Source organism: Asaia platycodi JCM 25414, from assembly GCF_000614545.1.
Taxonomy (GTDB): Bacteria; Pseudomonadota; Alphaproteobacteria; order Acetobacterales; family Acetobacteraceae; genus Asaia; species Asaia platycodi.
On sequence record NZ_BAKW01000001.1, the window covers coordinates 260,549 to 285,719 of the forward strand.

Below are 25,171 nucleotides of genomic sequence, written 5' to 3' on the forward strand. Positions count from 1 at the left end.
GCGCTCAGATGACAGGCGGCGCAATTGCCTTTCGCCGGGTCGTTGAAAAGCCGCAGCCTTCGGCTTCGCCTCGTGTCAGGCGGGTTTTCCCTTCCAGCCAGGCATCATAACGGCTCGAATAAGGATGAAATGACAACGCTTCGATCTGGTAGCGCGCTAGCGCGAAGAGCGCTTCGGCAATCAGCATATCGTCAGAAGCATGGGCGCCGATCAGGCGAAACAGATCGGCGCTATAGGGCGCATGGCGCAGGCGGGCCGCGACACCTTCGTGGGTCGCCGCCATCTCGCGCGCATCGAATAGCGGCCCGGCGGCCTGGCTTTGCAGCGTGTCGGCCCGGCCGTCCCAGAACAAGCCGCCCTGCGGCACCATGGCCTGCGCCGAGGCGCCGGTATTACTGGCCGATTTGGCGCTTTTTACGCCGGGCGGCGGTGGGGGAGGCGGCGCTGTTTCGCTGGTGGCATTATCAGGGCCAACGCTGAAAGGTGGCTGGCGCTCGCGATAGGTGAGCGAAGGCACGGCGCGCACGCCGAACTTGTCCATTGCCACACCGCCCTTGGCGAAAGCCAGCGCGTTGTCTGGCGCGTAATGCGCGCTCGGTACATGGCACGAGGCGCAGGAAAGCTGGCCAGAGCCGGAGAGCGCCTTGTCGAAAAACAGTGTCTCGCCGAGCTTTGCATGGCAGAAAGCGGGGAAACAGGGGGGCGCACCAGCGTGACAGGGCAGGGGTTGCTGCCATCGCTGGCAGGGGAACAATCCCTGGCCAGTGCGGCGGGAGCGCTCGCTATCAGCGTTCCAAGCAGAAACGCCTTCGTCAGAAAGCTGCGGAAGCTGGCGCTCTGCCCGCCAGCACTTCCCAAGCGTTCTCCCCTTCCGACGAAATCAGAAAACCTTTGGCGCATCACGCAGCACCGATCCGTCTTTCGGCGCGAGATAGAGCGGTGTGGCGTCGGGCTGACTCTTGAAGTCGAACAGCCCGTCCATATCCTGCGCATCCTGATCAAAAGACCCGCCGCCAAGACGTGCGCCTTCAAGGAAGTTGTTCTCGATAAAGCGCAGAACCGAGCTTTGCGTCAGCAGGGTATGATCGATCGCATTCGGGCGTGCCCAGGGTGAAAGAACCAGAAGCGGTGTGCGCGTACCGGGGCCGCAGCGTCCGTTTACCGGGGCGTTCTTCACCCCAGCCGACGGGGCTCCCTTGCCACACTGGCCGGGCGCGTTGAGCTGGTCGGCCTGCATGTCATGCGAGCTGTGCTGCACAGGCGTATAGGCGTGGTCATACCAGCCATCGGAATCATCATAGGCAATGATGATGGCCGTATCCTTCCATTCCGGTCGCGACTGGATGAAATTGACCACACGCACCATGCCTTCCTGCTCGTCCAGCGGGTCGGAATAGCCGGCATGGGCATCCTGAAAGGCCGGGAGCTTCAGGAACGACACCGCCGGCATATGGCCCGCATTGGTAGCGGCGATGAAATCATCCAGATCATATTCATGGTTGGCAGGGTCTTTTGTCTTGCCATCCACACCCATGGTCTGACCGATGGCCGCCACACCTGAGGGGCGCAGATGCTTCGGGTTGGACGTGCTGGGGTAATACTGAAACCAGTTGTGATGCGGGATGTAGTCAACCACTGTCTGCGCCACGACGGTCGAATAGGTGGCGCGCTGGCAGCCGCTCGTGCCATTGCGGTTATGCTGCGAGAGATCGAACCCCGCCATGAACCCGCCCCAGCTTACGCCCTTGGCGTTCAGCAGATCGCCGATATTGCGGCCTTCCATCCAGACCTGCTCACCCGGCACCGAACAGACATCGCCCGTCGGGTCGATATCGTTGATCATGGTCATGCCGCCTTGCCCGTCATTGATGAAAGGCGAGACCGCATCACGCGTCGAGGCTTCTGCGAAGAGGCCGTGATATGCAGCCCGTTGGTCTGACCGGAAACGATCTCAAGCGCGCCGGGCGTCGAGGGGCCATAGGTGTCGGTATAGGCGTTGTCGCTCATGGCAAAACGCTGCGCGTAGCGCCAGAGCGCGGTCACGGTGTTGCCGTCGAAATATCCCATGACCTGCCCGCGCGTGGCAAAAGCCCCGACGCCACCGGGCGAGCCCCGGCCTGTATGCAATGGAAAGAGATCGGCCTTGCCATTGTGATAGGCCATCTGCTCGGCTGTGTAGCCGTGATTCTGGTCTGCCGTGCTGGCCTGCGTCCGGTCGAGGCGGAAAGGAAGCGCCGCATCGGCCCCATTGGCCGGATTGGTATTGGGGTTGGTCACCAGCAAATTCGATCGCAGCAGCGTATTGGCTGGCGGCGTACCAAGTCTGGGTAGAAATACCGGCTCGCCTTCAGGATTGGCGGCCTGCGGATAGGTGGCAAAGTAGTGATCGAACGAGACGTTCTCGTCAAAGATCACCACCACATGCTTGATCGGCGTTTTCGTCTGCGTCTCGGCCCGGGCCTGGAGGGGGGCGCTCAGGCAGGTGAGGGCGAGAAGGGCGGAGGCGAAAGAACGGATCGGAAAACTCATGGGAAAATACGACAACACCTGTTCAGAGAAGATAAAGCGCCGGTCTCTCCAAGCACCGAAAAGGCACCGGATAGGTGAGAGACCAGCCGCTTGTGGCTCAGGTGCGATCATCGTCGCGCAGTGTCTCTTCGTCCAGAGCCATCAGCGCGCCACGACGCGATTGCAGCGAAATGGCAGTCAGACGATGCTCGCGCCACGCCGCGACGAGCGTCTGGCGCCAGCGATCCGAGGGAGCCGTAGGGGTTTGATGCTGAAGCTGATAGTCCATTGACCTGCTCCTTTTCCAGAAGGCCGTCGGGTTACGGCGCCTCGATAGAGGATTCGCTGGCGATGGTGTGTGACCATTCCATGAATTTGCCGGGCCAGAGCGTTTCGCGCCTCTGATTGTTCCAAAAAACATAACCGAGATACGCCGCTCTCCATGAGGCGAGCCGAGTAAATGCGCTTCAGGAAGTTGTTTTTTTGAAAAAGCGCAGTCGGAGGAACACTTCTTGAGGAGGTTCGCATGCATCGTCTGTTCAGGTGGATCGCTCTTTAGCTAGCCTTTTCCCGGACATACGCCCTGCCCCTCAGGAGAAGAATAGAATGAGCCTGCCCTGTTATAAGAGGTTACCGCCGGCGAGTCCGGTTTGTGCTTCTGATCTGGGATTTGCGTGGGATCTGCCTGAAGAGGGCGTCGGCATTATCAGAGGGCCGAAAGCAAAGGAATATCTTGAGGAGCGGGGGATAAAAGCCGATCTGGGCACTAGAACCCAACTCGAACGAGAGCGGTCGAAGTCTCCTTTACGCTTATATCATGCCGACCTTGAACTGCCGGGAAAGCTGCTTGGACCGGACGAGAATATGCCGCCGCAGCGTCGTTATCGCTTGATGGGAACCGCTGACGAGAAAAGGGCCGTTGAAGCGGAAAAGCGTTTCAAGATAGCCGCTCTCGCTGTGGAAACAAAAGCTGATCGGGTGCTGGCCGAGGCTTATCTTGCAATGACGGGCAAGACGATTCCGCTTATTGACGCCCATAGTCTTGGTCTGACTGCGCAGATTGCAAAGGCACGTCAGGTTACTCTTGCGCTTCTCTCCCAAGATTTGACCAAGGATGCTTATATCCCAAGGTTCCGGTTAGAAGAAATTCCGGACGAGGGTGCGACGGGTTATTTCGGCGCGCCGCTGATGCCTGAGGCGATGAAGTGGCCATTTTGGAACAGCGAAGGAAAAAGCGGCCCTTATTTGTTCCATAGTCAGTATCGCGCAGAAGATCTACCGGGCGCCGTGAAAGCGTATCTACCATCAGACGTTGAAGCCTTCTTGGTGTTTGTCAATCCGATTATCGAAGACTGGCCGAGACTTCCGGATCATCCTCCTTTCGTCGTCCGTTTCATACGCAAAGGGGAGGCGTGCGCGGTGCAAATCATGCCGCCTGGTAAAGAAACACCGCCCCCAGCCAGAGCCCTGACCGATTTCTGCCAGACGCGTGATACCGGGGTGCTCAGCGAATATAATGATCGTCCCGATGCTGACCCTGCGCTGTTCGAGCAGGTGGCTGCGGTCAGCTCTTTAGGCAGCGAGCCCCTCATGGAGGATGACGAGGCGCGTGAATTCCTTTTCGGTTCACAGGAAAATCAGGCACCTCTTGATCGGCCATTGCTGGTCTGGACGGGCGACAAGTTTCTGGGTGAGCCATATTGGCTTCAGGGGGCAGAATACCAGTCTGACCTTGACGGTAATCCCATGACTGCATTCTTGCATATCGCCTATGACGGTGTGCCGGAACTCGCTTTGCCTGAGGGCGATCTGATGCGCTACGGGGCGGGCATCATCTGGTTGCCCACACGCTGGGCAACCGAGCATCCATATGAATCCCAGATCAAAATGACCTGGGATATTGGGTGAGCCCGCTTGATCCGTGTCAGTTAAACCCCGCCGATATCCCTGCGAAAACACCAAACCCATCCCCGGGCTGGAAAGCTGCGAGCTGTTTGCCTGCGGCAATATAGCCCGGCACGACGATGGAGGCGTAATGAGTGTTTGCGAGATTGTTGAACGACAGGAAAACCTGCCGGTGCTTGTGCGGCCAGTCATAGCCTATTGTCGTGTTGAAGATATGATAAGACGGCGCAAAATACGTGTCGTCATATGAGCCCGAGACCTTCGACGACACCTGCGTATTGAAATTGGCATAGAGCCCGTTCTTTAGATCGAGCGTATCTCGCCTGATAGAAATGGGCCGGAATGCCGGGCAGCGCGTTGCGGCCAAAGACGGCGTCGTGTTTGAAATGGAAATCCTGCCAGGTATAGGACTGTCTCAGCCCGAGCTTGCCGCCCGACCACTTGATGAGATCGGTTTCGAGCGAAGCCTCGACCCCCTGGTGTGTCGTCGGGCTGGCGTTGGAGTAGGTGGTGGCGCCGTAAAGCTGTGAGAGCGGTGTCATAACCGTCAGCAGCTCATTACGCACGTCGGAATAGTAATAGGAAACGCTCCAGCGATTGTTCTTCCACTCGCCGCGCGTACCGACTTCATAGGTCGTGGCTGTCTGGTTATCCAGCTTCACACCCGAAGCATTAAGCCCCTGCGCCGGGCCGGAGGTGTAAAGTGCGCCAGAGAGAAGCTGCCAGTCATTGGGTGGCTGAAAGCTGCGGCTCACATTGCCGTAAATCGATACATGCGGCGAAATAACATAGCGAAAGCCGCCGCGCGGGGTGAAGCCAAGCCCGGATGTGCTGACCGAACTCGTCGTCGGATAGGCGACATCCATCGATCGCTGCACGAAATCGAGCGCACCCGCGGCGGTGAGCCAGAAATTATGGAAGAGCTCGAAATTGTTCCGGATGTGGAAGTAGTTATCAGTGCCGCCGTAATCCGAATGGCGCAGAACAGTGCCGAAGGGGATCTTGCATAAATGCCGGTTGTGGTGCGTGAGCGGTTGGTCTGCCAGGCTTCGAGATCGGTATAGGTGTCGATGCCGAAAAGCGTCTCGCTCTTATGACCCCAAAGCTTGTCGTTACGGATGTAGCGCACCACGCCTGCAACGGTCTTGTAGCCCCAGCGCTGGGCGGTTGCCGTGTTCTGGATATCGATTGGCGCATCCTGATAGTCGAAACCGAGTTCCAGTTTTGATTTGTCATCAATGCGTATGGTCGTCATGTCGCCATAGAATTTGCTGCCGGGCTGAATGCGATGGCCGTGCAGCGTGGCGTAGAGCGCCTGCGCCTGTTTCGGATTGGTCTCGATCTGGTCTCGCGTCAGATAGCCGGGATAGCCATTCTGCGTCTGGCGATAACGAAAGAACAGACGGGTCGAGACATTGTCGTTGAAGCGATAGCCGTAATTGGCGTTCACGCCAAAGCTGCTTGCCGCTGTCTGGGCCTGATAACCACCACGATAGGATTTGGTGACGCTGATATAATAATCGGATTTTCCGATGACCGCACCAGAGCTGATCTGTTGCTTGTTGTAATTGAAGCTGCCCGCCTCGACACGGGCCTGAAAATGATCGGCCGTATAACCTGTCGGAGTGACGTAATTGATGGCGCCACCCAACTGCACGCCACCGTAATCGAAGGCATTCGCGCCACGAAGCACTTCGGTATATTGAATGCCCAGCGTCTCGAAAAGCTCATAGGGCGTGCCTGCCGGGGTCGTAACCGGTAGACCGTCGAACATCATCAATATGCCCGAGCGGAAATAATTCGTGCCGGTCTGGATGCCCGAGCCGCGAATGGAAAGGCGCAACCCATCGCCGCCGCCAGAGCTTTGGGCGAAAACACCTGGCTGGAATGCCAGAATATCGGCATTGGTCAGATTGCGGCTGCGCAGCACTTCCTTGGAATTGATGACCGATACCCCGCCCGGCACCGTATCGAGCTGGCGTGTGGCTGCAGCAGCAGGGGAGAGGCGCTGTTGCGAAACGGTGATGGATTCAGTCGAGGGTTTAAGGGCCGGATTTCTACCTGCCGGTTTGGCGGGAGCCGTCGCTGCGCGGGTCGATGCGGCATGGCGCGTCTTGCTGCTGTCTTTCGCCGCAAGTTCGGCTGCAAACGCGCTTCATGGGGGAGCAGGCTCATGCCGGTGAGAAGCACCAGCGAATTGGCGCCAAGAAGAGCGCGTCGGGAGAGAGAAAATCAGATCGGTGGCGGCGTTTCATTGGGTCGATGTCCGTTCGAGCGATGAGTAAAAACCAGGTAAAAAGGCGCGGACGAACATCGTGATTGGGCAGCGAAAAGCGGTGAGGTGCAGTTTTTCATTATGTCAGCCCTTTCCGGTTGGGATCTGTTTGAGGGGGAGAGGGCGCAGCCAGTCTATGGAGAGGCTGCGCCACCGGGAGGACTCACACGCCGCGTCCTGAGGGGCAGAGCGTTTCATGCGGCAGGGAACGACGAGAGGTGTCGAGCGCGCGTTCCAACGCCTTGTCGCTATCGGCGTCGTAGCCGAAGACCTCCCAGCGCAGGACGAGATGCAGCGCGATACCGACGACAGGGGCGATCAGAATGACCCAGAAGATCGTCGTGCCCATTGAGGTGAAGGCCGAGGGCAGCGCCCACATGCTCAATGTCCCGGCAAACCCGGCGACGAAATTGGTGAAGCCAATGCCCGTGCCACGCAGTTCGGTCGGGTAGCTGAGCGTCGGATACACCATTTGCTGGCAGCCAGGGCCGAAACCCTGAGCAAACAGAAAGGCGGCAAATCCTGTCATGACCAGCACGATACCGAGCGTAGAATGCGGCGTGCCGATAAGCGCGAGGAGCAGAATGCCGACGCATTGCAGCGCGTAACCGGCCAGCGTGATCGGACGAGAGCCGAAAGAGCGGGTTAGGCGTACACCCAGCAAGCCGCCACTCAGCGCGAAAACCAGATTGAGCGCGATCGAGACGACCAACACCTGCGTGCGGTTGAGATGCAGCATGGTGCTCAGCAGGCTCGGCGCACCGAAAGCAATAGCGGCGTAAGACGTGGCGCTGACGATCTTCATACCAATCACCAAAATCGTGCGGCGCAGCAACGGCGCGCGCAGCAGAGCCAGAAGACCGGGAGAGGGGGCACGCGGGGGCGTGACCGTGATCTGGAGTATCGGGTCGATTCCATGCGTCTTGCGCAGGATAATGGCGGCTTTTTCCAGATCGCCGTGACGTGCCGCCCAGATCGGCGATTCACTCATATAGCGGCTGCGCACCAGAATGATGATCAGCGCGGGCACGGCGCCGAAGCCAGAGAGGCACGCCACAACCAGTCGGGATGGCTGGCGGGCACGACCGCGTTGAGTGCAAAGACGATCAGAAAGCAGGCAGAAGACGCCGCATACCAGGTGGGGCACCACGCTGCAGCGCGTCCGGCCTTGCTGCCCTTGCCGGAGAGCCTGGAGAATTCAGAAAGAAAAGCCATGGCGACAGGCAGATCCATCCCGACGCCGAACCCCATGGCAAAGCGCGCCAGAATGAGAATGCTGGCCGTCGGAGCCGCCGCGGCGACCAGAGCGGCGATTACGAAGCAGGCCATATCGGCCATGAAAACGGCATAGCGCCCGATACGGTCGGTCAACCACCCGCCCGACAGGCTGCCGATAATCGTGCCTGCGCTCATGGCTGCCGCGACCATGCCGGTTTCGGACCCCGAAAGGCCGAAATATTTCTGCACGTCGCCAATACTATAAGAGAGAGTCGTCAGATCATAGGCATCGAGAAACACACCGCCGAGCGCGAGCATGACGATGATATTCGCATGTCCCTGCCTGTCGGCCCCTGATTGACGAGGGCGGCGATGTCATCGGCCGTGCGGATGACAGGGCGGGCGGTATGATGAGGGGGCAGGGCACTCATGAGCGCACCTCGTCTGAGAAAACATACCGGCTTTGCGGCACCAGGGCTGCGAGGGTGCCCGCCACTGACTGGGCGTTCTCTGTTACTTCGGGCAGTCCCATCAATTCGCCGAACTGGCCACGTGACAGCGGCCCGGCAATCAGCAGATCGGGGATGCTCCGTGTGCCGACACGCGCATGATGATCCGCCCCGGTATGAATGCCGAGCCCGACAGGATCAGCTTCGAGAAGGCCTGCCTCGGCAAGAGCCCGCAGATAGGGCGTATGACGGACGATTCCGGCATGGTTGGGGCCAGTCGTGTTGATCACATGATCGACAAACCGTGTTTCCTCAAGGCCTCCCCTGTTTTTGAGAGTCAGGAGGACCCCCTCAGGCCTGATCTCTGCTGACAGGAGTCTGGCAGCCTTGAGGGTGAGATGTCCTTCCCTCAGACGCGATTCAAGAATGCGATCCAGTTGTGGCGCAATGCGAAAGCGGTGCACGTCCCAGAAGGGCCTGAGATGGCGGATCAGCCTGCGGCGTTCGACATTGTTCAGCGCCCCCCAGAGCCCACGTCCCTGTCTGCGCACCGCATCGATGATTTCGTGCCATGAGAGATCTCTATGGTCCCGCAGAGCAGAGCGGATGCGTCGCAGCAACAAGCGCCGTTGGGGAAGGAATGAGCCTTAATATGTCCGACAGCGCCGAAGCCTGCGGAGCATGGGCACGCGGGCGCAGGCCCCGTCTGGAGAAAGCCAGAATCTCGCCCTTGTGGCCACGCGCCGTCAGGCTTGCCACGATATCGGCCATGGTGAGTCCCGTGCCGATGATGGCAACACGGTCGTGAGGGGCAACGCGCGAGAGGGCGTCATCACGCCAGGGATTGCCAATGATCTGTGGCTTCTGAGCCAATAGCGCCAACGGGGTGGGGAGTGAGGGGCTGGATGGGTGGTGGCGAGCACCAACCTTTGCGCCACAAGAGACGTGCCATCACTGGCGACGATTTTCCAGTTCTGCCCTTCGCGCGTTACGTTTTCTGCTGTGCCGTGCAGATGCCGCAGCCTCCCTGTCTCCAGATAGGGTGCAAGACGCGCTGCCAGATAGAGACCGAACAGCGCCCGGGAAGGATAGAGATCGCCCGATGGCAGAAAAGCATCGGGGTCGATCGCGGCCAGGGCATCGAGGTCGAGCCAGTCGCGGAAATCACCTGGCTTTTCGGTCTGCAGGCTCATGCGCGAGGCAGGTACGTTGATACGATGCTGCGGGTCGTTCGTGCCATAGGCCTGCCCTGCGCCAAGCCTCTCACGCGGCTCGATGATGGTCACACCATGGCGGCCCAGATCGGGGCGGTGACGCAGCACATGCCAGGCCACCATCGCGCCGGTCGCGCCGCCGCCGATGATCACGATCGGGATTGGGGTGTCTGAGGGCGCCGTCATGAGGAAGAGACCCGGCCCGGTCGGTGGCTACCTGCAATGGTTTCGCCAAACGGTCCCATATTGCTGCTGGCCTGTGCCGCACGCACGGGGTGGGAGGTCGGCAGGAGCGGCAGAACCAGTTCGCCAAAGCGATAGGCCTCTTCGAGATGCGGATAACCGGAGAGGATGAAACTGTCACATCCGGCGCGTCTGTATTCGTCCATACGCTCGGCGATGGTTGCCGGGTCGCCCACAAGTGCCGTGCCGGCCCCGCCGCGCACCAGCCCTACACCGGCCCAGAGATTGGGACTGATTTCGAGCTTGTCGCGACGGCCGCCATGCAGCGCGCTCATGCGCGCCTGCCCTACGGAATCGAGACGCGAGAAAACCGATTGCGCCTCGGCGATGGTCGAGTCATCGAGCTTCGAGATCAGCCGATCCGCCTCGCGCCAGGCTTCTGCCGTGGTCTCGCGCGCGATGACATGAAAGCGTATGCCGAAACTGACGTCGCGCCCTGCTTTGGCCGCTTCCTCGCGCACGCGGCTGATCTTCTCGCGCACCAGTGCCGGGGGTTCGCCCCAGGTCAGATATTTCTGTACGCGTCGTGCGGCGATATCGATCCCGACATCCGATGACCCGCCGAAATAGAGCGGCGGTCCATTTTCCTGATGCGGGGGAAAGAGCAGGCGGCCGTCTTCGATACGAAAATGCGGCCCCTCATGGGCAACGGTCTCTCCGCGCAGCAGGCGGGAATAGATGTCGAGAAATTCGTCCGTGATGGCGTAACGCGTGGCATGATCGTGGAACAGCCCATCGCCGCCATTCTCGCGCGGATCTCCGCCTGTGACGACATTGATCAACAGCCGCCCGCCCGAAAGCCGGTCGAGCGTTGCCGTCATGCGTGCGGCCAGTGTCGGCGATTGCAGGCCCGGACGCACGGCAACGAGAAACTTCAGACGCTCGGTGGAGGTGACGAGTGCCGAGGCCACGACCCAGCTATCTTCGCAGCTTCGGCCCGTTGGCAGCAGAACACCGTAATAGCCCAGTGAATCCGCAGCGCGAGCGATCTGTTGCAGATAGGGCAGATCGACCGCCCTTCCGCCTTCGCTGGTGCCGAGATAGCGGCTATCGCCATGGGTCGGCAGAAACCAGAGCACATTGATCTTCTCCGGAGCGCTCTTCTCGCGGGTATTGTCACCCGAAACGGTCTTTTCAGAAACAGCGTTGAACGGGATCGTGGTCATGACAGGGCGCTCTCTTTCTGGGCGTTATGAATCGGGGTGCCATTGTTCCGCTTGGGCACAATGGGGGCTTCGGCGCGAAGGCCGCTTTCGGGCGCGGGTGTAGGGGCAAAGCCTCCGCGATGAGCCGCCGCAGGATGGCTGTCTGGCAAACGATCGCGTCCCGTCAGGCGATGACGCAGTGTTTCACCAGCCTGTGCGGGTGCGGGCAGGCGGCCGCGGCGACGCAATTCCGGCGCGATGAGCGCCGCGTAATCATCGAGCGTTTCGAAGCTGTGATACTGGCGCAGATTGATGCCATCGATCCCGTCTTCATCGAGCCAGATCTCGAGTGCATCGGCGATCTGCTCCGGCGTGCCGACCGCAAAAAAACGACCCTCGTCAAAGCTGCCGATCTGTTCCAGCGCGGCGCCTATAGTCAGTTCGATGCCGAAGCGACGCCCCATATTGCCGAGGCTGCGCCCGCTCTGGGCCAGAGCCTGACCGATGGTGATCGACGGATCGAACTGGCGCAGATCGATCTCGGCCTGAGCATGAACAAGAGCGCCCTCAATGCTGTAATATTGCCGATAGCGCGCGAGTTTCGCCTGCGCCTCTGCTTCCGTACGTCCGGCGATCAACCCGGCCATCACATAGAATTTCAGCTCGGCAGGGTCGCGCCCCTGGGCGGCGGCTTCTGCCTCGTGCGGGCGATATGGGCACGCACTTCTTCCTGTGTGCGGCCGCCGATGAAAATCGCTTCGGCATGACGGGCAGCGGTCTTCAGGCCGCGCGCAGAACCGGTGGCCTGAAACAGCACAGGCGTGCGTTGCGGCGTCGGCTGGACCAGATGGGGCCCTTCCACACGAAAATGCGGCCCCTCATGATTTATGTGATGCACACGGGAAGGGTCGGCATAGCGGTCTGACGCGCGGTCCTGGATCACTGCGTCTTCCTGCCAACTCCCTTCCCAGAGCTTGTAGAGCACGTCGAGATATTCGTCGGCACGGTCATAGCGGCTGTCATGCTCAAGCTCGCCATCAAGACCGAAATTGCGGGCAGCATTCGGCAGATAGGAGGTGACGACATTCCAGCCCACCCGTCCATTGGTGAGCAGATCGAGCGTGCTCATGCGGCGTGCGAATGAGAAAGGCGGTTCGTAGGTGGTCGAGAATGTCGCGGCGAAGCCGAGCGTTTCGGTCACCGCAGCCATGGCCGGGATGAGCGAGAGCGGGTCGAGATTGGGGATCTGCAGCCCCAGACGCAAAGAGGCATCGAGCCCGCCGAACCGGTCATAGATCCCGATCACATCGGCCAGAAAGATCGCATCCATTCCGGCAGCTTCGGCGCGTCTGGCTGTGTCCAGCCAATAGGCCATTTCGCCAAAGCGGTGGCGGTTATTACATTCCTCGCGCCACATGCCATGCACGATATGGCTCACACAGGCCATTTCGAAGAGATTGACGTGCAGGGTCTTGCGGGTGCCGGTTGATGAATGATCCGGCTGGCGCGAGGAAAGTGTCATGCGGCTTCTCCTGTGCGACGGCTTTCGGCTAGTCGGCGCAAACCGTCGCGATAGGGTGTCCAGAGGCGCGTGCCGTTTAACGCCACGTCACCGAGTTCGCGCTGGCGCTGTGCTGCCGGGTTATGCGAGGCGAGGGTGCGGGCATTGCGCCAGTGGCGGTCTAGATCGAGTGTTTCGGAAGTGGCCGAGGCGCCCCCGACTTCGAAAAGCGTCGTGGCAGCTTCGAGTGTCTGCTGGGTGATGATCTGCTGCGCCTTGAAGATCTGCTCCTGCGCCTGCTCGATGGCATCGTCATCATGGGCGCCAGCAAGGAACAGCGGCTCGATGGTCTCGAGCGCCTTTGCGCCCTGATCGGCGAGAACGGCAGTGGAATAGGCGAGGGAAGACAGGCGCCCGACCACGCTTTGCACGATCGGGTCATGCCTCTGGCTGACCTTGCCCGGCACGCCGAAAACGCGCTCGCGGGGGCGAACGAAAGTCAGTGCATCCTGCAACACGGCCTGAGCGATGCCTGCCAGTGTGGTGTTGTGGAATTGCTGATAATAGGCGCCGAGAAAAGGCTGGCTGGGCGGTGTGTCGGCGGGCGCACGCTCGATGATCTGGTCAGGGGTGAGGGGCACCTGCTCGAACAGGGTCGTGCCGCTGCCTGTCAGGCGTTGGCCGAAACCGTCCCAGTCGTCCAGCCTCGTCACACCCGCGGCCGTGGCGGGCACCAGCACCCGCACCCTGTCACCGCCGAATGTTGCCCAGACGATAATCCAGTCGGCGTACAACGTGCCTGTCGAATAATATTTGCGCCCGTTGAGCACCAGACCGTTCGGACCATGGGTCACCTCGGTCGTCACGCTGGTCTCATTGGCGCGTTCGGCCATGGCTGCGCCGAAGATCCTGTTGTCCCGGATTAGGCCTTGCCAGGTTTCTGCCTGAGGCAATCCTGCGCGGAGCGTTTCGACAAAAGCGAAATGAGCGCGGAAAATCTGTGGAAGATTCGAATCCGCTCGCGCCAGGTTGCGCAGCTGCACAAAGCTTTCCGACAGGCTCAGCCCGTAGCCGCCCTCATTCCTGCCGAGACGCAACCGACCGAAACCGGAAGCAGCAAGTGCAGAAACAACGGCATGAGGGCGGGTCCCCTTGCGGTCGCGATCTGCCGCACCCTTTCCTATATCATCAAAAATCTCTGTGAAACTCAACGGACGGATTCCTTGTGAAATATGGTCAATAGACGATTCCACATCGTCTGAACGTTATTACCATATTATAACAGGTCAATATGTGGGCATATGTCAACGCGAAATATGTTGATTTAGAAAACAACGATTATTAATCGTTTTATTGACTGCTGCGCTGTTCGTGTCTCGCGGCAGGCTGGGTCCGGCGGCGTATCTGGAAACGGGGCCATTTCAGGCAGCGCCTAGGGGCGTTAGAAGAGCTGGGTACGCGCTGAGGGAGAGGAAAGCAGCATGGCGGCCGAGGCCTGTCTCGAAGGATGGAAAATTGCTATCAGCCGCGATACGGGAGCGCTTTATCTCGCAATCGTCGAGGCCATTGCACATTCCATTCGCAAGGGAGAGTTGCAGGAAGGGAGAAGCTTCCCCCACAGCGTGTGATCGCAGCCCGTCTTGGCACCAATCTCAGCACCGTCACACGCGCAATTGCCGAAGCGCAGAAGCGCGGCTTGCTCGACGCCACCATAGGTCGCGGCACCTTTGTCAAGATCAATGCAGGCGGAGGCTCATGGCGCGCGGGCGCCGGGAGCGTCCTCGATCTGAGCATGAACTCACCGCCTTTGCCTCGGGACCCAGGTATCCAGGCCATGATTCAGGGCGAGATCGGCGCAATTTTCAGGCAGCAGGATGCGCAGTCGCTCATGTCGTACCGCGTGACGGGCGGCACGCTGCAGGACCGTCAACTGGGCATGCAGTGGCTGTTGCCAGTTCTGGGCAGGCGACGCGCCAGCGAGATGCTGATCGTCCCCGGCGCACAGGTCGCCCTTTCGGCCATCATGAGTTCGCTCGTGAAAGCGGGCGAGACCATCGTGACCGATCTCCTGACCTATCCCGGGATGCGTTCGATCGCCGCCCAGTTCGGCTATGTGCTGCTTGGGGTAGAGCAGGATGGAGAGGGGATGATTCCCGAGGCGCTCGAAGAGCTCTGCGCCCGTCACCGACCCCGTGTGCTCTACTGTACGCCGACGCTGCAAAACCCGACGACGGCCACATGGTCGCTGCCCCGTCGCGAGGCCATACTGGCCATTGCCCGACGCTACCAGATCACTGTTGTCGAAGACGACCCATACAGCCTTCTGCTCAAGGCACCGCCGCCAACGCTGGCCATGCTCGACCCGACACGCGTCATTTATGTGGCCACCATGTCGAAAGTTCTGAGCCCGGGCCTGCGCACGGCCTATATCGTGCTGCCCGGCGCGGAAATGACCCGACGCATTACTTCGGGGGTGAGGGCAATCTGTCTTGCCAAGGCGGGTATTCTCGACGCGATCGTTTCACGATGGATCGAGACCGGTCTCGCACAGCACTGCCTGCGGAGTGTTCGTGAGGAGCTGACGCAGCGTCATGCGGTCATGCGTCAGATTCTGGGTGCGCGGGCGCCGGACAAGGCGCCGAGTCCGCATGTCTGGCTATCCCTCCCGGAATGGTGGAGCAGCGCTGATTTCGTGGCATTTGCTCGCCGTCAGGGGCTGGCGCTCGTGCCCAGTTCGGTCTTTACCGTCAGTGGCGATCCGCCCGCTGCCGTGCGTGTGGCTCTGGGAAGCGCGTCCGACCTTTCCGAGCTGCGAGACTCTCTGACCAGTCTGCGCTCCGTACTGGAATATCGCCCGGCAGAGGGGTTTTCGGATGTCGTCTGAGGGGCAGTGAGTGGCGTAACAGCACCCGGAAAGCGTTACTTACCACGAATTCATGTGGAACACCCGAGTGGAGCCATCACGAAAAAGAGAGAATATATTTGTTTGAAAACAGAAGCTTAGGGAATATCAAGTAAATTGAATTCCAAGATAATTTCTATTGTATGCATATGTATGGGTTGAATTCCTGAAGAATGCATAAAAGATGCTATTGTGTGGTTTATCCTATCCATACAATTTCTTGCGTTATCGGTCAGAACTTCCCATAAAGTAAGGCAACAGCCGCTTTTGCCCCGGTCGGATGTCCTTAAGTCGGACACGCAGGGCAGGCGGCGTTGCTTATCAAGCAGGGCGCCGCGGACGCACCATCCACCGCAGACGCCTCTCTTACGGAGAGTCAGGATGAACGCAGAACTCGCCAATCCCTCGCTGGCTGCACAGGAAGAATCCGCTCAGCGGCGCCTGCGCTATCGCATGATCGCCATGGTTGTAGGTGTGCTCATGTTCATGTCTGCCTGGCCTGGGCCGTTGCGGGAACATCGGTCGATATGGAGGACCATTTCCATACCAACTACTGGGCATTGGGTGGCACACTCTTCTGGGCCATGTTCGCCGTCTACAATATGAGCGTTTCCTGAGCGCAGCGGACGCCTGTTGTGTTCCGAAGTTGTGAATACAATGGTCAAATAGCAGCGTGTTCCGTGGCGCGACACGCGATGACCTTCTCGTAAATCGCTTCATACTGATCGAGCATGCGTGAAAGGCTGAAATGCTCTTCAACGCGATGCCGGGGGACGATCCGGTCCACCTTCAAGGCCGCTAGGGTGGCAGCAGCCAGGGCAGCGCTGTCATCGGGAGGCGCGAAACGGCCAGCTTCTTCACCGATGATTTCGCGTGCTGCCCCCCTGTCGAAAGCTGCGACAGGCAGGCCGCTGGCCATGGCTTCTATTGCGACCAACCCAAATGGCTCATCCCAGCACGGTGTGAAGAGCAACAGGCCAGCCTCGCGCATCTGTTTTGCCAGTCCTGCGCCGTCGAGTACGCCTCCATAGATGATCTTTCCGTCCAGTAGCGGGGCAATTTCCCTGTCGAAATAGGCATCATCTTCCTTGACGCCAAAAAGCCGCAGGCCAATGCCGGATTGGCGTGCGGCCCTTATGGCGTGGTGCGGACCCTTATTCGGCGTCAGCCGACCGCACCAGAGGGCATGATCACCGCGTTCTCCTGACCAGGGCCACAGCGCAAGATCAATGCCGTTATGAACGATGTCGACCGTGTCGGGCGTTCCCTCCGGCCACCAGCACAGCGTCTGACGCTGAGAGGTGACCGTGGCACGGTGGGTGGGGCAAAGACTGTCACGCACCACGCCGTGAATAGCCTCGAAAGGAGGCACATGAAGGGATGTGACGCAGGGAAGCCCGCTCTCCTTTGCGGCCTGCATGACAAAACGATGGAGAGAGTTATTGTGCACGACATCGAAGGCACCGCTGAAAATGCGCGGGCATGCTGAGGCGAAGGCCCTGTCGAGAACAGGATAGAGTCTGGGGTCTGGTCGGGCATTTTCCCAAGGGTAATCACGATCGTAATGGACATCCAGAACAGGGTCGATCGTAAAACCCGCATCGCTGTCACCTGCCGCGAACAGGGTGACATCATGCCCCCGTGCGATCAGCCTTTGGCGAGATGAAAACTATGAGCTCCATCCCGCCTTTGAAGGGTTCTGCGATCGGGTGGCGGGGATGCGCGACAAGGGCAATGCGCAAAGGGGTCATTCTGCCGCGAGGCTCTGGGGGAGGGGTGCGACGCGCTGCTCGAGGATGCGGATGACGGAAGCTGTGTTCGCATAGGGTTGATGGCTCTGCTGCCCGGTCAGGGCCAGATCTGCCCCGGTAGGTTGACGCAGAATGCGAATAGGGCGGCCTGCGGTATCGTCGATCAGGCCCATAAGACGAAATGCATGCAGCCAATGGCCCATCGTGCGATAGCCCCATTTGCCCTCGAAGCGCTCTGCATTGCTGACCACCGTTTCGAGATGATGCACAGGGGGCATGTGATGGGCATGATGCTGATGATAGACGAGAGCGCCCTTCAGCCAGCCCAGTATCCCGCCGGAGAGTGTGAAGCCTTTGGCGTAATCGGTGTCTTCCCCACCATAGCCGACATAGGCTTCATCGAAGCCGCCCGACGCATGAAGCGGTCGCGTCGTATGGCGAAATTCAACGACCAGAAACAGCGATAATCCGAGCAGATCTCTACGCCTTCTGCCGGTGGCCCACGTCTGTCGGAGTGCCGGGCACAGTTCTGTTCGAATCCGGCATATGTCCAGCCCGATTTCGATGCGCCTGCCGGAAGGTACATGACCTCACCCATCAAAAGCCCGTCACAGTCGTCAAGGCCCTTCTGATAGTCACGCAGGCAATCAGGCGCTGGGATGCAGTCGATATCCAGAAAAACCAGCGCCTCGCCGCTGGCGACAGCTGCGGCCCGGTTTCGGGCGGCCGAAAGACGCAGGGCAAGGGGATCGACCTTCACCTGACGCACCGGAAAAGGCATCTCGCAGATCATCGTAGAGTGAGTCCTGCATGACCGCGATGATAAGCTCGTGTGGCAGAATGCTCTGCCTGGCGAGCCCGAGCATCATATTGACCAGATGAGCAGGCCGCCCTTTTGCAAGGGTGAGAACCGACAGGGTGTTCATGGCAGCAAAGTCTCACGGACAGGGGTGGGATGGTCGTTCCAGAACCGGGCGATCAGGCCCTCGATCCAGAGTGCGGTGCGCTCTGCAGGTTGGTCGTCAATGGCCGCGCGCTGAAGTTCCGGGGCGTGGTGGCTATAGGTTTCGGTCAGTGCGCGCGACCAGGCCAGCGCAGAGCCGGGCAGATGGGGGCGAATGGTCGCCATCCCGGCGGCGGCGAGGCATTCGGCCTTGCGATGCTGCTCGTCGAAATAGCGCCATTCCGGCACCGCGAGCCAGGGTTTGCCGGCCGCTAGGATCTGCTGGCAGGTCGTGTTGCCTGTGCTGGCAATGATGCAGTCCGCTGCCGCAATATAGTCTGCGGCCTGTTCGACCCAGCCATGATGTACCAGATTGCCTGCTTCTGTGGCATGCCAGTCGCGCGCCAAGGGACCGATCGTTATCCAGAGTGCAGCGGGTCTGGCGCGTGCGCCAACTGCAATCGGGGCTACGGTAAAGCCGGTGCCACCGCCCCCTGCCATTACGAGAATGATTTCGCGCGTGTCATCAAGCCCGAGGCGCCGACGCGCTACCTCCCGTTCTGGAAGGCCGTCAGCCTTGCCAAGACCGCCTGCAAAAAAGAGCCGACTGCGCAGAGCGCTACTCCATTCAGGCTGAGCCAGCTTCTCGGAAAACGGGGCCAGTACGCCAATGGCGCCGTCATACGCCGCCTGATGACCCTCATCATCGCGATCACCGTGCTGGAGTATCTTGATATGAGGCACGCTGCATAATCGGCTGAGTTGGGCGATTTCAGCCGAAACATCGCATATCATCAGGGCAGGATCGGCTGTGACAAACCAGGCGACGATCCGCCCCATGGCTTTGCGTATGCCTGGCCAGCCCAAAGGCGCGCAATGAACGGTGCGCGGGGTTGGGATGTCCGCCAGCGCAGCGTTCTCGTGCCCGTCGGCCTCGAAAAGCGATGGGATGCGTATCAGGCTGGCATGCGCAGGCAGCGCGGAAAAAAGATCATCGCGAGCACAGAATATGGTGACCGGACGTGTCGGCGGCAGAGCGTTGACGATCGACAGGCATCTCTCGGCATGCCCACGCCCCTGATGATGGACGAAATAACCGATGGGTCTGGTCATGTGGTGGCTCCTGAAAGCGCGGCGTGACCCGGTCCGATGAGGGGAGGAGCAGAAGCGGTTGCAAAGCCGAGAGGCGAGACGCGATGTTTCTTCCGCGCCACCGAGCGATAGACTGCAATCGAAGCGCGAGCATAACCCTCCCAGTCAAGCAGAGGGGCGGCCTGTATCGCTGCGGCAGCGAGGCGCTGTCGGAGTTCCGGCCTGTCCAGAAGACGATGCAGCGCCAGTTTCAAAGCCTCTGGCGAGTCAGGTGAAACAAGAAGGCCGTGGCCAAGCCGGTTGAGAATGTCCACCGGTCCGCCCTGATTTGTCGCTATGACAGGCAGACCTGCCGCAGCAGCCTCCAGAAGAGTCAGACCGAAAGGTTCGTGACGTGCGGGATTGACGAAAACACCCCCCAATGCGGCAGCCTGCCGATAGAGCCCGCGACGTCATCTGGGCTATGGTTGGGGGGAAGCATGAAGCAGCCTTCGAGCATGTGCTGCGTACGGATCTGCTTGAGGCTCGCCACTACCCCGGCTTCTTCCGTTCCCGGATGAAGAAGCGTGTGTTGTCCACTGAGAATGACGAGATTGGCCTTGCGTTGAAGTGCCTTATCCTGCGCGTATAGCGTGGCGAGAACAGCAAGATTTTTCTTCTCGACCGGGCGCGCAATGGCAAGGATCAGGGGCCGCTCCGGATGTGCCAGCCTGTCCTGCACGAACTGTGCGCCGTGCTCGGCATCCACGTCACTCAAAGAGGGAACCCCAGGGGGGACGATATGCGTTCTTTCCCTCGCCGTTGAAACGCCATAGCGGGTTATCTGGCAATCAGCCTCGTCGCGTGTCGAGACAATCAAGGCGTCGGCGTCACGAATGGCGCATGTCTCAAGGGCAATCCTGTCGTACAACGCTTGGGACGCAGCCCCGCCAGAGTGAAGCTTATCAATCCCTAGCGCATGGGGCGTATAAACGACGGGAAGACGCTCTCCTTCAGACATCGAGAGTGCAAGAGAGGCAGCATCGGCGAAATGCACGTGAACGACATCGGCACGGCAGTCCGGCCGGGCGAGGAAACGCCTTAAGGCGTGGGCAAGTGCAGGAAGTTCAGCAGAAAGCGCCTCCTTTTCGCAATAAGGTAAATCCGGCGCGCCTAATCTGACAATCGTGATCTTGTCGGAGACAGGCTCGATTTCCTGATCATGGATCGCGCCGAAATGTTCATTGTTGAATCGTCTCGTTACGATTGTAATTCTATTGACCTCTGGGCAACGGCCTTGAGCTAGAGCTGCCCCCAGCACATAAGCAATATGGCCGCCGGTATCGGGTGTGATGCCATAGGTGATAGGAGGGGCGCGGAGGCAGCCGCCAAGCGCAATATGAATAATATGCACGCGTCACCTCATCTATGGGGCGATAGAACGCCGCCCGGCGAGAGGCAGTTGCTAATCCGGAAGACTGAAAACTGGATTGATGCAGAATGATGCCGAAATGGAACAGATGGGCGATCTGGCGCCACTATTCACCCGACTTCGGGAACCGGGCCGAGCTATCCGGAAAACGAGGATAGGGTTGCCCCCATCCCCCCAATTGCTTCTTGGCCGCGACCGTTTATCTATTTTCTGACGAGAATATCAATCGGTACGGCTCGATCGAGATACGCGAGAGAAAGTGTTTCTTCCCTCGCGCTCGTGTGGCGGTGGAGCAGACTTTGCCACTCTCCCTTGATCGCAAGGCGGGTATCCGCCCAGCCAGTGTGGACTGTGCTGAGATCATTATTGGGAGAGAGCGCCATGGTCAGTCGCGGGGCGATCACAAGACAGGCGCCTGACGTGCCCTCACGTTCGAAAGCGACGATATGATCTGCCAGCGGGCCACTGACGGTCAAGGGCGTATAACGCCCGGTTTCAAACAGGTCGGTCTTCGTCAGGCGCAGGGCCAGAACGGACTCGATAAGCGCCTGCTTGACGCGTCCTGTCCGCCATTCACGACAACTATCAGCAAAGCTCTGGCCTCGCTCCATCATCTGCTCACGGCGCGCATAATCGACGGGTCGGCGATTATCTGGGTCGACAAGGCTGAAATCCCAGCCCTCGCGCCCCTGATAGAGATCGGGCACGCCCGGACTTGTCATGCGCAGGAGCGTCTGGGACAGGCTGTTGAGGGCAGCGCTGTTTTCGAGCCGGTTGAGGTAGGTGGTGATATCGGTGTGAAAATCGCCCGTTACGCACGTAGTCGCAAAGGTCAGACAAGCTCTTTCATAGGCTTCGTCCGGGTTGCTCCACCCTGTGCGCTCGCCAGCTTCGCGTAGCGCCTTGGTGAGATAGGCCTGCAGCCGTTCCGGATAGGCCGCCATCTCGCTCTTTTCCAGCGGCCAGGACGAGATCAGTGTCTGGAAAATAAAATAGGCATCTGCTGGGACCGGCGATAACCCGTGAGAGGTTCTCTCGAGCAAAGGCTGTGTCTGCGACAGCCAGTGTCGGGCCGTATGCGGCCACTCGGCCTCTGGCTCGCTCAACACCATCAGCCTTGCGCGACCATCTTCGCCGCGTTTGTGGTCATGGGTTGCTGTTGTCAGCAAGGCCTGAGGATGTGTAGCGAGGCGCTCTTTGTTCAGTTTGTGAAACTGCAGCACCGAGGCAGCAAAGCGGTCCGGGCTGCATCCAACATCATTGCGTGAAAGCAGACGGGCATAGCGATAAAATGCGGTGTCTTCACCCGCTTTGGCTGTAAGGGGTGCCGTCAGATGCTCAAAGCGCTCGAGAATGTCCTGACGTTCTGCTGTGTCGATACGCGCATCCGCCAGATATTGGCATAGTCGGTCGAGAATATCGTGCTGATAGACAGGCAGCATGTGTTGCGCGGCCAGACGCGCCCGATCAATCGCCCGAAAATCTGCACCTGAATCACCCCCATCGGCAAAATAGCTGCGATAGACGGGAAACGCTGTCAGCAAAGCCCGCATGGCGGTGCCCAGAGCATGGGCTGTCAGATCGCTTTCTTGCGGAAACTCTTTTGCCAGCAACGTCACCAGTGTTTCGAACTCACCGACGAAAGAGGTGTCCAGCTTTTCGTGGCGGGCGACCTGCTCAACCTCTTCAAAATCGGCCGGACCAAAGGTCGACCAGAGGTCGCTGATCGGCGCTTCGCCCTCGGGGTGATGCAGCACGAGATCGACCTGTTCGAGAAAATCATAGCCAGTTGTGCCTGTGACGGGCCATTCGAGGGGTAGAATCTCGTTTTGCTGCAATATCTTCTCGATGAAGAACGGGGCCTGGTCCTGCAGGGGCACAGGGCGTTCGCGGCGCAGGGCATCGAGTCGACCGCGCAGGCGCGAGCAATATTCCGCAGGACGCGCAAGACCATCGACATGGTCGACACGTAAACCGTCGATCAGCCCCTCGCGATAGAGATCGAAGACCAGGCGGTGAGCGTCGTCAAACACGGCGCGTCGATCCATACGAAGCGCGACCAGAGACGTCACATCAAAAAAGCGCCGCCAGTTGATGAGATCGCCAGCGACACGCCACCAGGCGAGACGATAGTGTTGCTCTTCGAGCAGAATGCGCAGGCGTGTCCGACCAGACTTGGTGTGGTGGTCAAATAATGTCCCAAGCCGCCCTTTGACGGCCTTACCCTGCGGGGATTCGAGAAAAGCGTCGTCGACAGGCTGAGCGCTGTCATGCCCCGCCTCTTCGAGAAGCGTTTTCGTGCTCTCCGGCGAGAGCGGAAAACGCTGCTCACCGTAGAGAAGCACCACGTCACTGCCGGTTACATCGAAACCGAGCGTCAGTTCGCCGGAGTCGATGACGTCCCCCAGAGGCGCGCCGAGAAAAGGCAGGAGTACCTTGTGATGCAGGCTTCGATCTGCAGGACGCCAGTCGATGTCGAAATGCTGCGCATAGGGCTACGCTCGCCGAGGCGCAGAACATCCATCCACCAGATGTTGTCCGGACCGACGCCCATATGATTGGGCACGATGTCGAGAATCAGTCCCATGCCTTCCTGACGCAATCTGGTCACCAGACGGCGCAGTCCTTCTATCCCGCCACGCTCAGGGTCGATGCGATGGCAATCGATCGTGTCATAGCCGTGCATCGAGCCGGGTGTGGAAGCGAGAAGCGGTGACGCATAAAGATGGCTTATCCCCAGTTTTCTGAAATAGGGAACAAGGGGGATGGCCTGATCGAACGTGAACTCACGATGGAATTGCAGTCGAAGCGTAGCCGTAAAAGGAAGGGGATTCATGCGCGTTACTCCAGACCGGCGACGAGACTGCCAGGAGGAAGCTCTTCTACTGCCCGTCTGGTGGCAGAGCTATAGAGTAGCTTGCCCGGTTCGCTGATCCTGCATGTTTCGTGATCGGAGAAATTGAGGGCGATGGTCAGGATGGCACCGTTGTCCAGTTTCCATCGAGCCAGTACGGATTTGTCGCCAATTACGGTCGCATTCAGGCTATGCGCCTGCGCCAGATAGGGGGCGAGCCAGCGTTGACGCAGTGCCAGAAGGCTGCGCGTGCGGTCGAGCCAGATACGACCGTCGAGCGTGCTGCGTTCATCGCGATCGGGCCGCGACCTGTCGTAAGTCGAGAGTGCATTGGGGTCTGGGATGGTCTTGCGCTTTTCCGGGTCCTGAAATGCCGAAAATTTTGCGAATTCCTTGCGTCTGCCTTCGCGAACGGCATCGGCGAGTTCATCATGAAAATCACAGAAGAAAAGAAAGGGCGAGCGGCATCCCCATTCCTCTCCCATGAACAGCATCGGCACCATGGGACTGAGGAGCAGAAGCGCGTAGCAGCGTGAAGCGCCTCGGGCGAGGCGAGCGTGATCAGACGCTCACCCAAAGCGCGGTTGCCGGTCTGGTCATGATTCTGCAGAAAGAGAATGAATTTCGAAGCGGGCAGATCGCCGCTTGGCATGCCGCGCTTCTTGCCGGAGTAGGGATTGACCTCCCCCTGATAGGCAAAGCCCTCATGCAGGACGCGAGCCAGTATCCGTGTCGGCTGCTCGGCGAACATCTCGTAATAGCCTCGGTCTCGCCTGTGAGCATGACATGCAGCACGTTATGCCCGTCATCGTTCCACTGGGCAGTGAAGCCATCGCGTAGCAGGCCGGCATCGTTATTCTCGTTTTCGAGTATCAGATGCACATGACGCCCTTTTTCGACGTACTCGCCGACACGCTGGCGCAGCTTGCCAAACCAGGCATGATCCGTGATGGCCGATGCAGCGTCGATACGCACACCGTCAAAGCGGAATTCCATCAACCAGTAGAGCACGTTGTCGATGAAGAAATCGGCCACTTGCGGCTTGGCGAACGCGATGCCGGTGCCCCAGGTAGAGTTGTTGTCGTGGTCGAAAAAGGCTTCGGCGTATTCGTGGAGGAAATTACCGTCCGGGCCAAAGTGATTATAGACCACGTCCAGAATGACCATCAGCCCTTTCTGATGCGCCGTATCGATGAGCCGCTTGAGGCTGTCGGGTTCGCCATAGGCATTGGTCGGGGCGTAGGGCAGAACACCATCATAACCCCAGTTCCGCGTGCCGCCGAAGCTGTTGATCGGCATGATCTCGATAGCAGTGATTCCGAGTGTCTTGAGTTCGTCCAGGCGGCTACAGACGCCCTCAAAGCCACCAAGTAGTCCGGCGTGAAGCTCGTAGATGACGGCTTCGCACCAGGGACGTCCCTGCCATTGTGGGGTCTGCCAGACGTAGTTTTCGGGGTCGCAGACAACACTTGGGCCGTGGACGCCGTCGGGCTGGTTTCGGCTGGCGGGGTCAGGTACTGCCAGATCGTCGCGCACGCGATAACGATAGTGCGCCCCTGCCGGACAATCCGTTACAAGGGTAAAAACACCCTCTTCGTCTCGCGCCATGGCACGAGGCGTCTCGGCTTCGATTTCGAGAGAAACAGCCTGACACGAGGGCGCCCAGATCGAGAAACGTGTTGTTCCGTCTTTCTGGAGATTGGCACCGAAACGGGTCTGGTAGAGAGGATGTTGCTGCATCGGTGCCTCCTTGATGAGGA

19 protein-coding genes and 5 pseudogenes are annotated in these 25,171 nt (G+C 59.5%); 3 read left to right on the top strand and 21 right to left on the bottom strand.

Annotated elements, in window-relative coordinates; translation table 11 throughout:
* Positions 1 to 4 precede the first annotated feature (4 nt).
* The 4 genes from JCM25414_RS24050 to JCM25414_RS23235 form a co-directional block, all read right to left on the bottom strand.
* A complete protein-coding gene (locus JCM25414_RS24050; RefSeq protein WP_242403215.1) occupies positions 5 to 754 on the bottom strand; it encodes a cytochrome-c peroxidase in 750 nt (249 codons plus the stop codon).
* Positions 755 to 880: 126 nt separating this feature from the next.
* A complete protein-coding gene (locus tag JCM25414_RS25645; RefSeq protein ID WP_277910913.1) occupies positions 881 to 1,849 on the bottom strand; it encodes a phospholipase C in 969 nt (322 codons plus the stop codon).
* Positions 1,846 to 2,529: an alkaline phosphatase family protein gene (locus tag JCM25414_RS25650; protein ID WP_277910914.1), complete on the bottom strand. Its 684-nt coding sequence runs from the start codon at positions 2,527 to 2,529 to the stop codon at positions 1,846 to 1,848. Before JCM25414_RS25650 ends, JCM25414_RS25645 begins: the two co-directional genes overlap by 4 nt.
* Positions 2,530 to 2,626: 97 nt before the next feature.
* On the bottom strand, positions 2,627 to 2,797 hold the full coding sequence (locus tag JCM25414_RS23235; protein WP_159101685.1) for a hypothetical protein: 171 nt from the start codon (positions 2,795 to 2,797) through the stop codon (positions 2,627 to 2,629).
* Positions 2,798 to 3,114: 317 nt separating this feature from the next.
* On the opposite strand from JCM25414_RS23235, the gene JCM25414_RS15760 reads away from it, so the two are divergent.
* Positions 3,115 to 4,416, top strand: coding sequence for a hypothetical protein (locus tag JCM25414_RS15760; protein WP_025840471.1), 1,302 nt, complete (start codon positions 3,115 to 3,117; stop codon positions 4,414 to 4,416).
* A 16-nt stretch (positions 4,417 to 4,432) separates the two neighbouring features.
* Here JCM25414_RS15760 and JCM25414_RS15765 read toward each other — a convergent pair.
* Positions 4,433 to 6,439: pseudogene (locus JCM25414_RS15765) on the bottom strand (TonB-dependent receptor family protein).
* Between JCM25414_RS15765 and JCM25414_RS22765 the strand changes: the two are divergent.
* The gene (locus tag JCM25414_RS22765; protein ID WP_148300887.1) at positions 6,357 to 6,596 is read left to right on the top strand and encodes a hypothetical protein; all 240 of its coding nucleotides are present in this window, start codon (positions 6,357 to 6,359) and stop codon (positions 6,594 to 6,596) included. The pseudogene JCM25414_RS15765 and the gene JCM25414_RS22765 sit on opposite strands and share 83 nt — an antisense overlap.
* Before the next feature lie 255 nt (positions 6,597 to 6,851).
* Here the strand turns inward: JCM25414_RS22765 and JCM25414_RS15770 are convergent.
* From JCM25414_RS15770 to JCM25414_RS01270, 7 genes and pseudogenes are all read right to left on the bottom strand, one after another.
* A pseudogene (locus JCM25414_RS15770) lies at positions 6,852 to 8,337 on the bottom strand (MFS transporter).
* Complete coding sequence (locus JCM25414_RS24055) at positions 8,334 to 8,906, bottom strand: FAD/NAD(P)-binding protein (RefSeq protein ID WP_242403216.1); 573 nt, start codon at positions 8,904 to 8,906, stop codon at positions 8,334 to 8,336. Before JCM25414_RS24055 ends, JCM25414_RS15770 begins: the two are co-directional and overlap by 4 nt.
* A gap of 31 nt (positions 8,907 to 8,937) precedes the next feature.
* The gene (locus JCM25414_RS24060) at positions 8,938 to 9,126 is read right to left on the bottom strand and encodes a hypothetical protein (protein ID WP_242403217.1); all 189 of its coding nucleotides are present in this window, start codon (positions 9,124 to 9,126) and stop codon (positions 8,938 to 8,940) included.
* Positions 9,102 to 9,755, bottom strand: coding sequence for an FAD/NAD(P)-binding protein (locus JCM25414_RS24065; protein ID WP_242403218.1), 654 nt, complete (start codon positions 9,753 to 9,755; stop codon positions 9,102 to 9,104). The genes JCM25414_RS24060 and JCM25414_RS24065 overlap by 25 nt, the downstream gene beginning before the upstream one ends.
* Positions 9,752 to 10,978 (bottom strand): FMNH2-dependent alkanesulfonate monooxygenase, encoded by a 1,227-nt coding sequence (ssuD, locus tag JCM25414_RS01260; RefSeq protein ID WP_025840472.1) that lies wholly within the window; start codon positions 10,976 to 10,978, stop codon positions 9,752 to 9,754. Before ssuD ends, JCM25414_RS24065 begins: the two co-directional genes overlap by 4 nt.
* Positions 10,975 to 12,374: pseudogene (locus tag JCM25414_RS15780) on the bottom strand (NtaA/DmoA family FMN-dependent monooxygenase). The gene ssuD and the pseudogene JCM25414_RS15780 overlap by 4 nt, the downstream one beginning before the upstream one ends.
* A gap of 101 nt (positions 12,375 to 12,475) precedes the next feature.
* On the bottom strand, positions 12,476 to 13,669 hold the full coding sequence (locus JCM25414_RS01270) for an acyl-CoA dehydrogenase family protein (protein ID WP_242403219.1): 1,194 nt from the start codon (positions 13,667 to 13,669) through the stop codon (positions 12,476 to 12,478).
* Positions 13,670 to 13,939: 270 nt separating this feature from the next.
* Here JCM25414_RS01270 and JCM25414_RS15785 point away from each other — a divergent pair.
* Positions 13,940 to 15,342: pseudogene (locus tag JCM25414_RS15785) on the top strand (aminotransferase-like domain-containing protein).
* 679 nt (positions 15,343 to 16,021) lie between these two features.
* Here JCM25414_RS15785 and JCM25414_RS15790 read toward each other — a convergent pair.
* The 9 genes and pseudogenes from JCM25414_RS15790 to treZ form a co-directional block, all read right to left on the bottom strand.
* Entirely contained in the window at positions 16,022 to 17,011 is a 990-nt protein-coding gene (locus JCM25414_RS15790) for a glycosyltransferase (protein WP_369345962.1), read from the bottom strand.
* 96 nt (positions 17,012 to 17,107) lie between these two features.
* Positions 17,108 to 17,389: a hypothetical protein gene (locus JCM25414_RS23535; protein WP_199897560.1), complete on the bottom strand. Its 282-nt coding sequence runs from the start codon at positions 17,387 to 17,389 to the stop codon at positions 17,108 to 17,110.
* A 38-nt stretch (positions 17,390 to 17,427) separates the two neighbouring features.
* Positions 17,428 to 17,904, bottom strand: a complete 477-nt coding sequence (locus JCM25414_RS23540; protein ID WP_199897561.1) for a glycosyltransferase — start codon at positions 17,902 to 17,904, stop codon at positions 17,428 to 17,430.
* Positions 17,905 to 18,033: 129 nt separating this feature from the next.
* Positions 18,034 to 19,167 carry a hypothetical protein gene (locus JCM25414_RS01300; RefSeq protein ID WP_025840477.1) on the bottom strand — a complete coding sequence of 378 codons (1,134 nt, stop codon included), beginning with the start codon at positions 19,165 to 19,167 and terminating at the stop codon, positions 18,034 to 18,036.
* Positions 19,164 to 19,568, bottom strand: coding sequence for a glycosyltransferase (locus tag JCM25414_RS21125; RefSeq protein WP_051535597.1), 405 nt, complete (start codon positions 19,566 to 19,568; stop codon positions 19,164 to 19,166). The genes JCM25414_RS01300 and JCM25414_RS21125 overlap by 4 nt, the downstream gene beginning before the upstream one ends.
* Positions 19,520 to 20,539 carry a glycosyltransferase gene (locus JCM25414_RS15800; protein ID WP_051535598.1) on the bottom strand — a complete coding sequence of 340 codons (1,020 nt, stop codon included), beginning with the start codon at positions 20,537 to 20,539 and terminating at the stop codon, positions 19,520 to 19,522. Before JCM25414_RS15800 ends, JCM25414_RS21125 begins: the two co-directional genes overlap by 49 nt.
* A 221-nt stretch (positions 20,540 to 20,760) precedes the next feature.
* On the bottom strand, positions 20,761 to 23,031 hold the full coding sequence (treY, locus tag JCM25414_RS15805; RefSeq protein WP_081775734.1) for a malto-oligosyltrehalose synthase: 2,271 nt from the start codon (positions 23,029 to 23,031) through the stop codon (positions 20,761 to 20,763).
* The gene (locus JCM25414_RS21130; RefSeq protein WP_051535600.1) at positions 22,935 to 23,393 is read right to left on the bottom strand and encodes an alpha-amylase family glycosyl hydrolase; all 459 of its coding nucleotides are present in this window, start codon (positions 23,391 to 23,393) and stop codon (positions 22,935 to 22,937) included. The genes treY and JCM25414_RS21130 overlap by 97 nt, the downstream gene beginning before the upstream one ends.
* Before the next feature lie 5 nt (positions 23,394 to 23,398).
* Positions 23,399 to 25,151, bottom strand: a pseudogene (treZ, locus tag JCM25414_RS15810) (malto-oligosyltrehalose trehalohydrolase).
* Positions 25,152 to 25,171 lie beyond the last annotated feature (20 nt).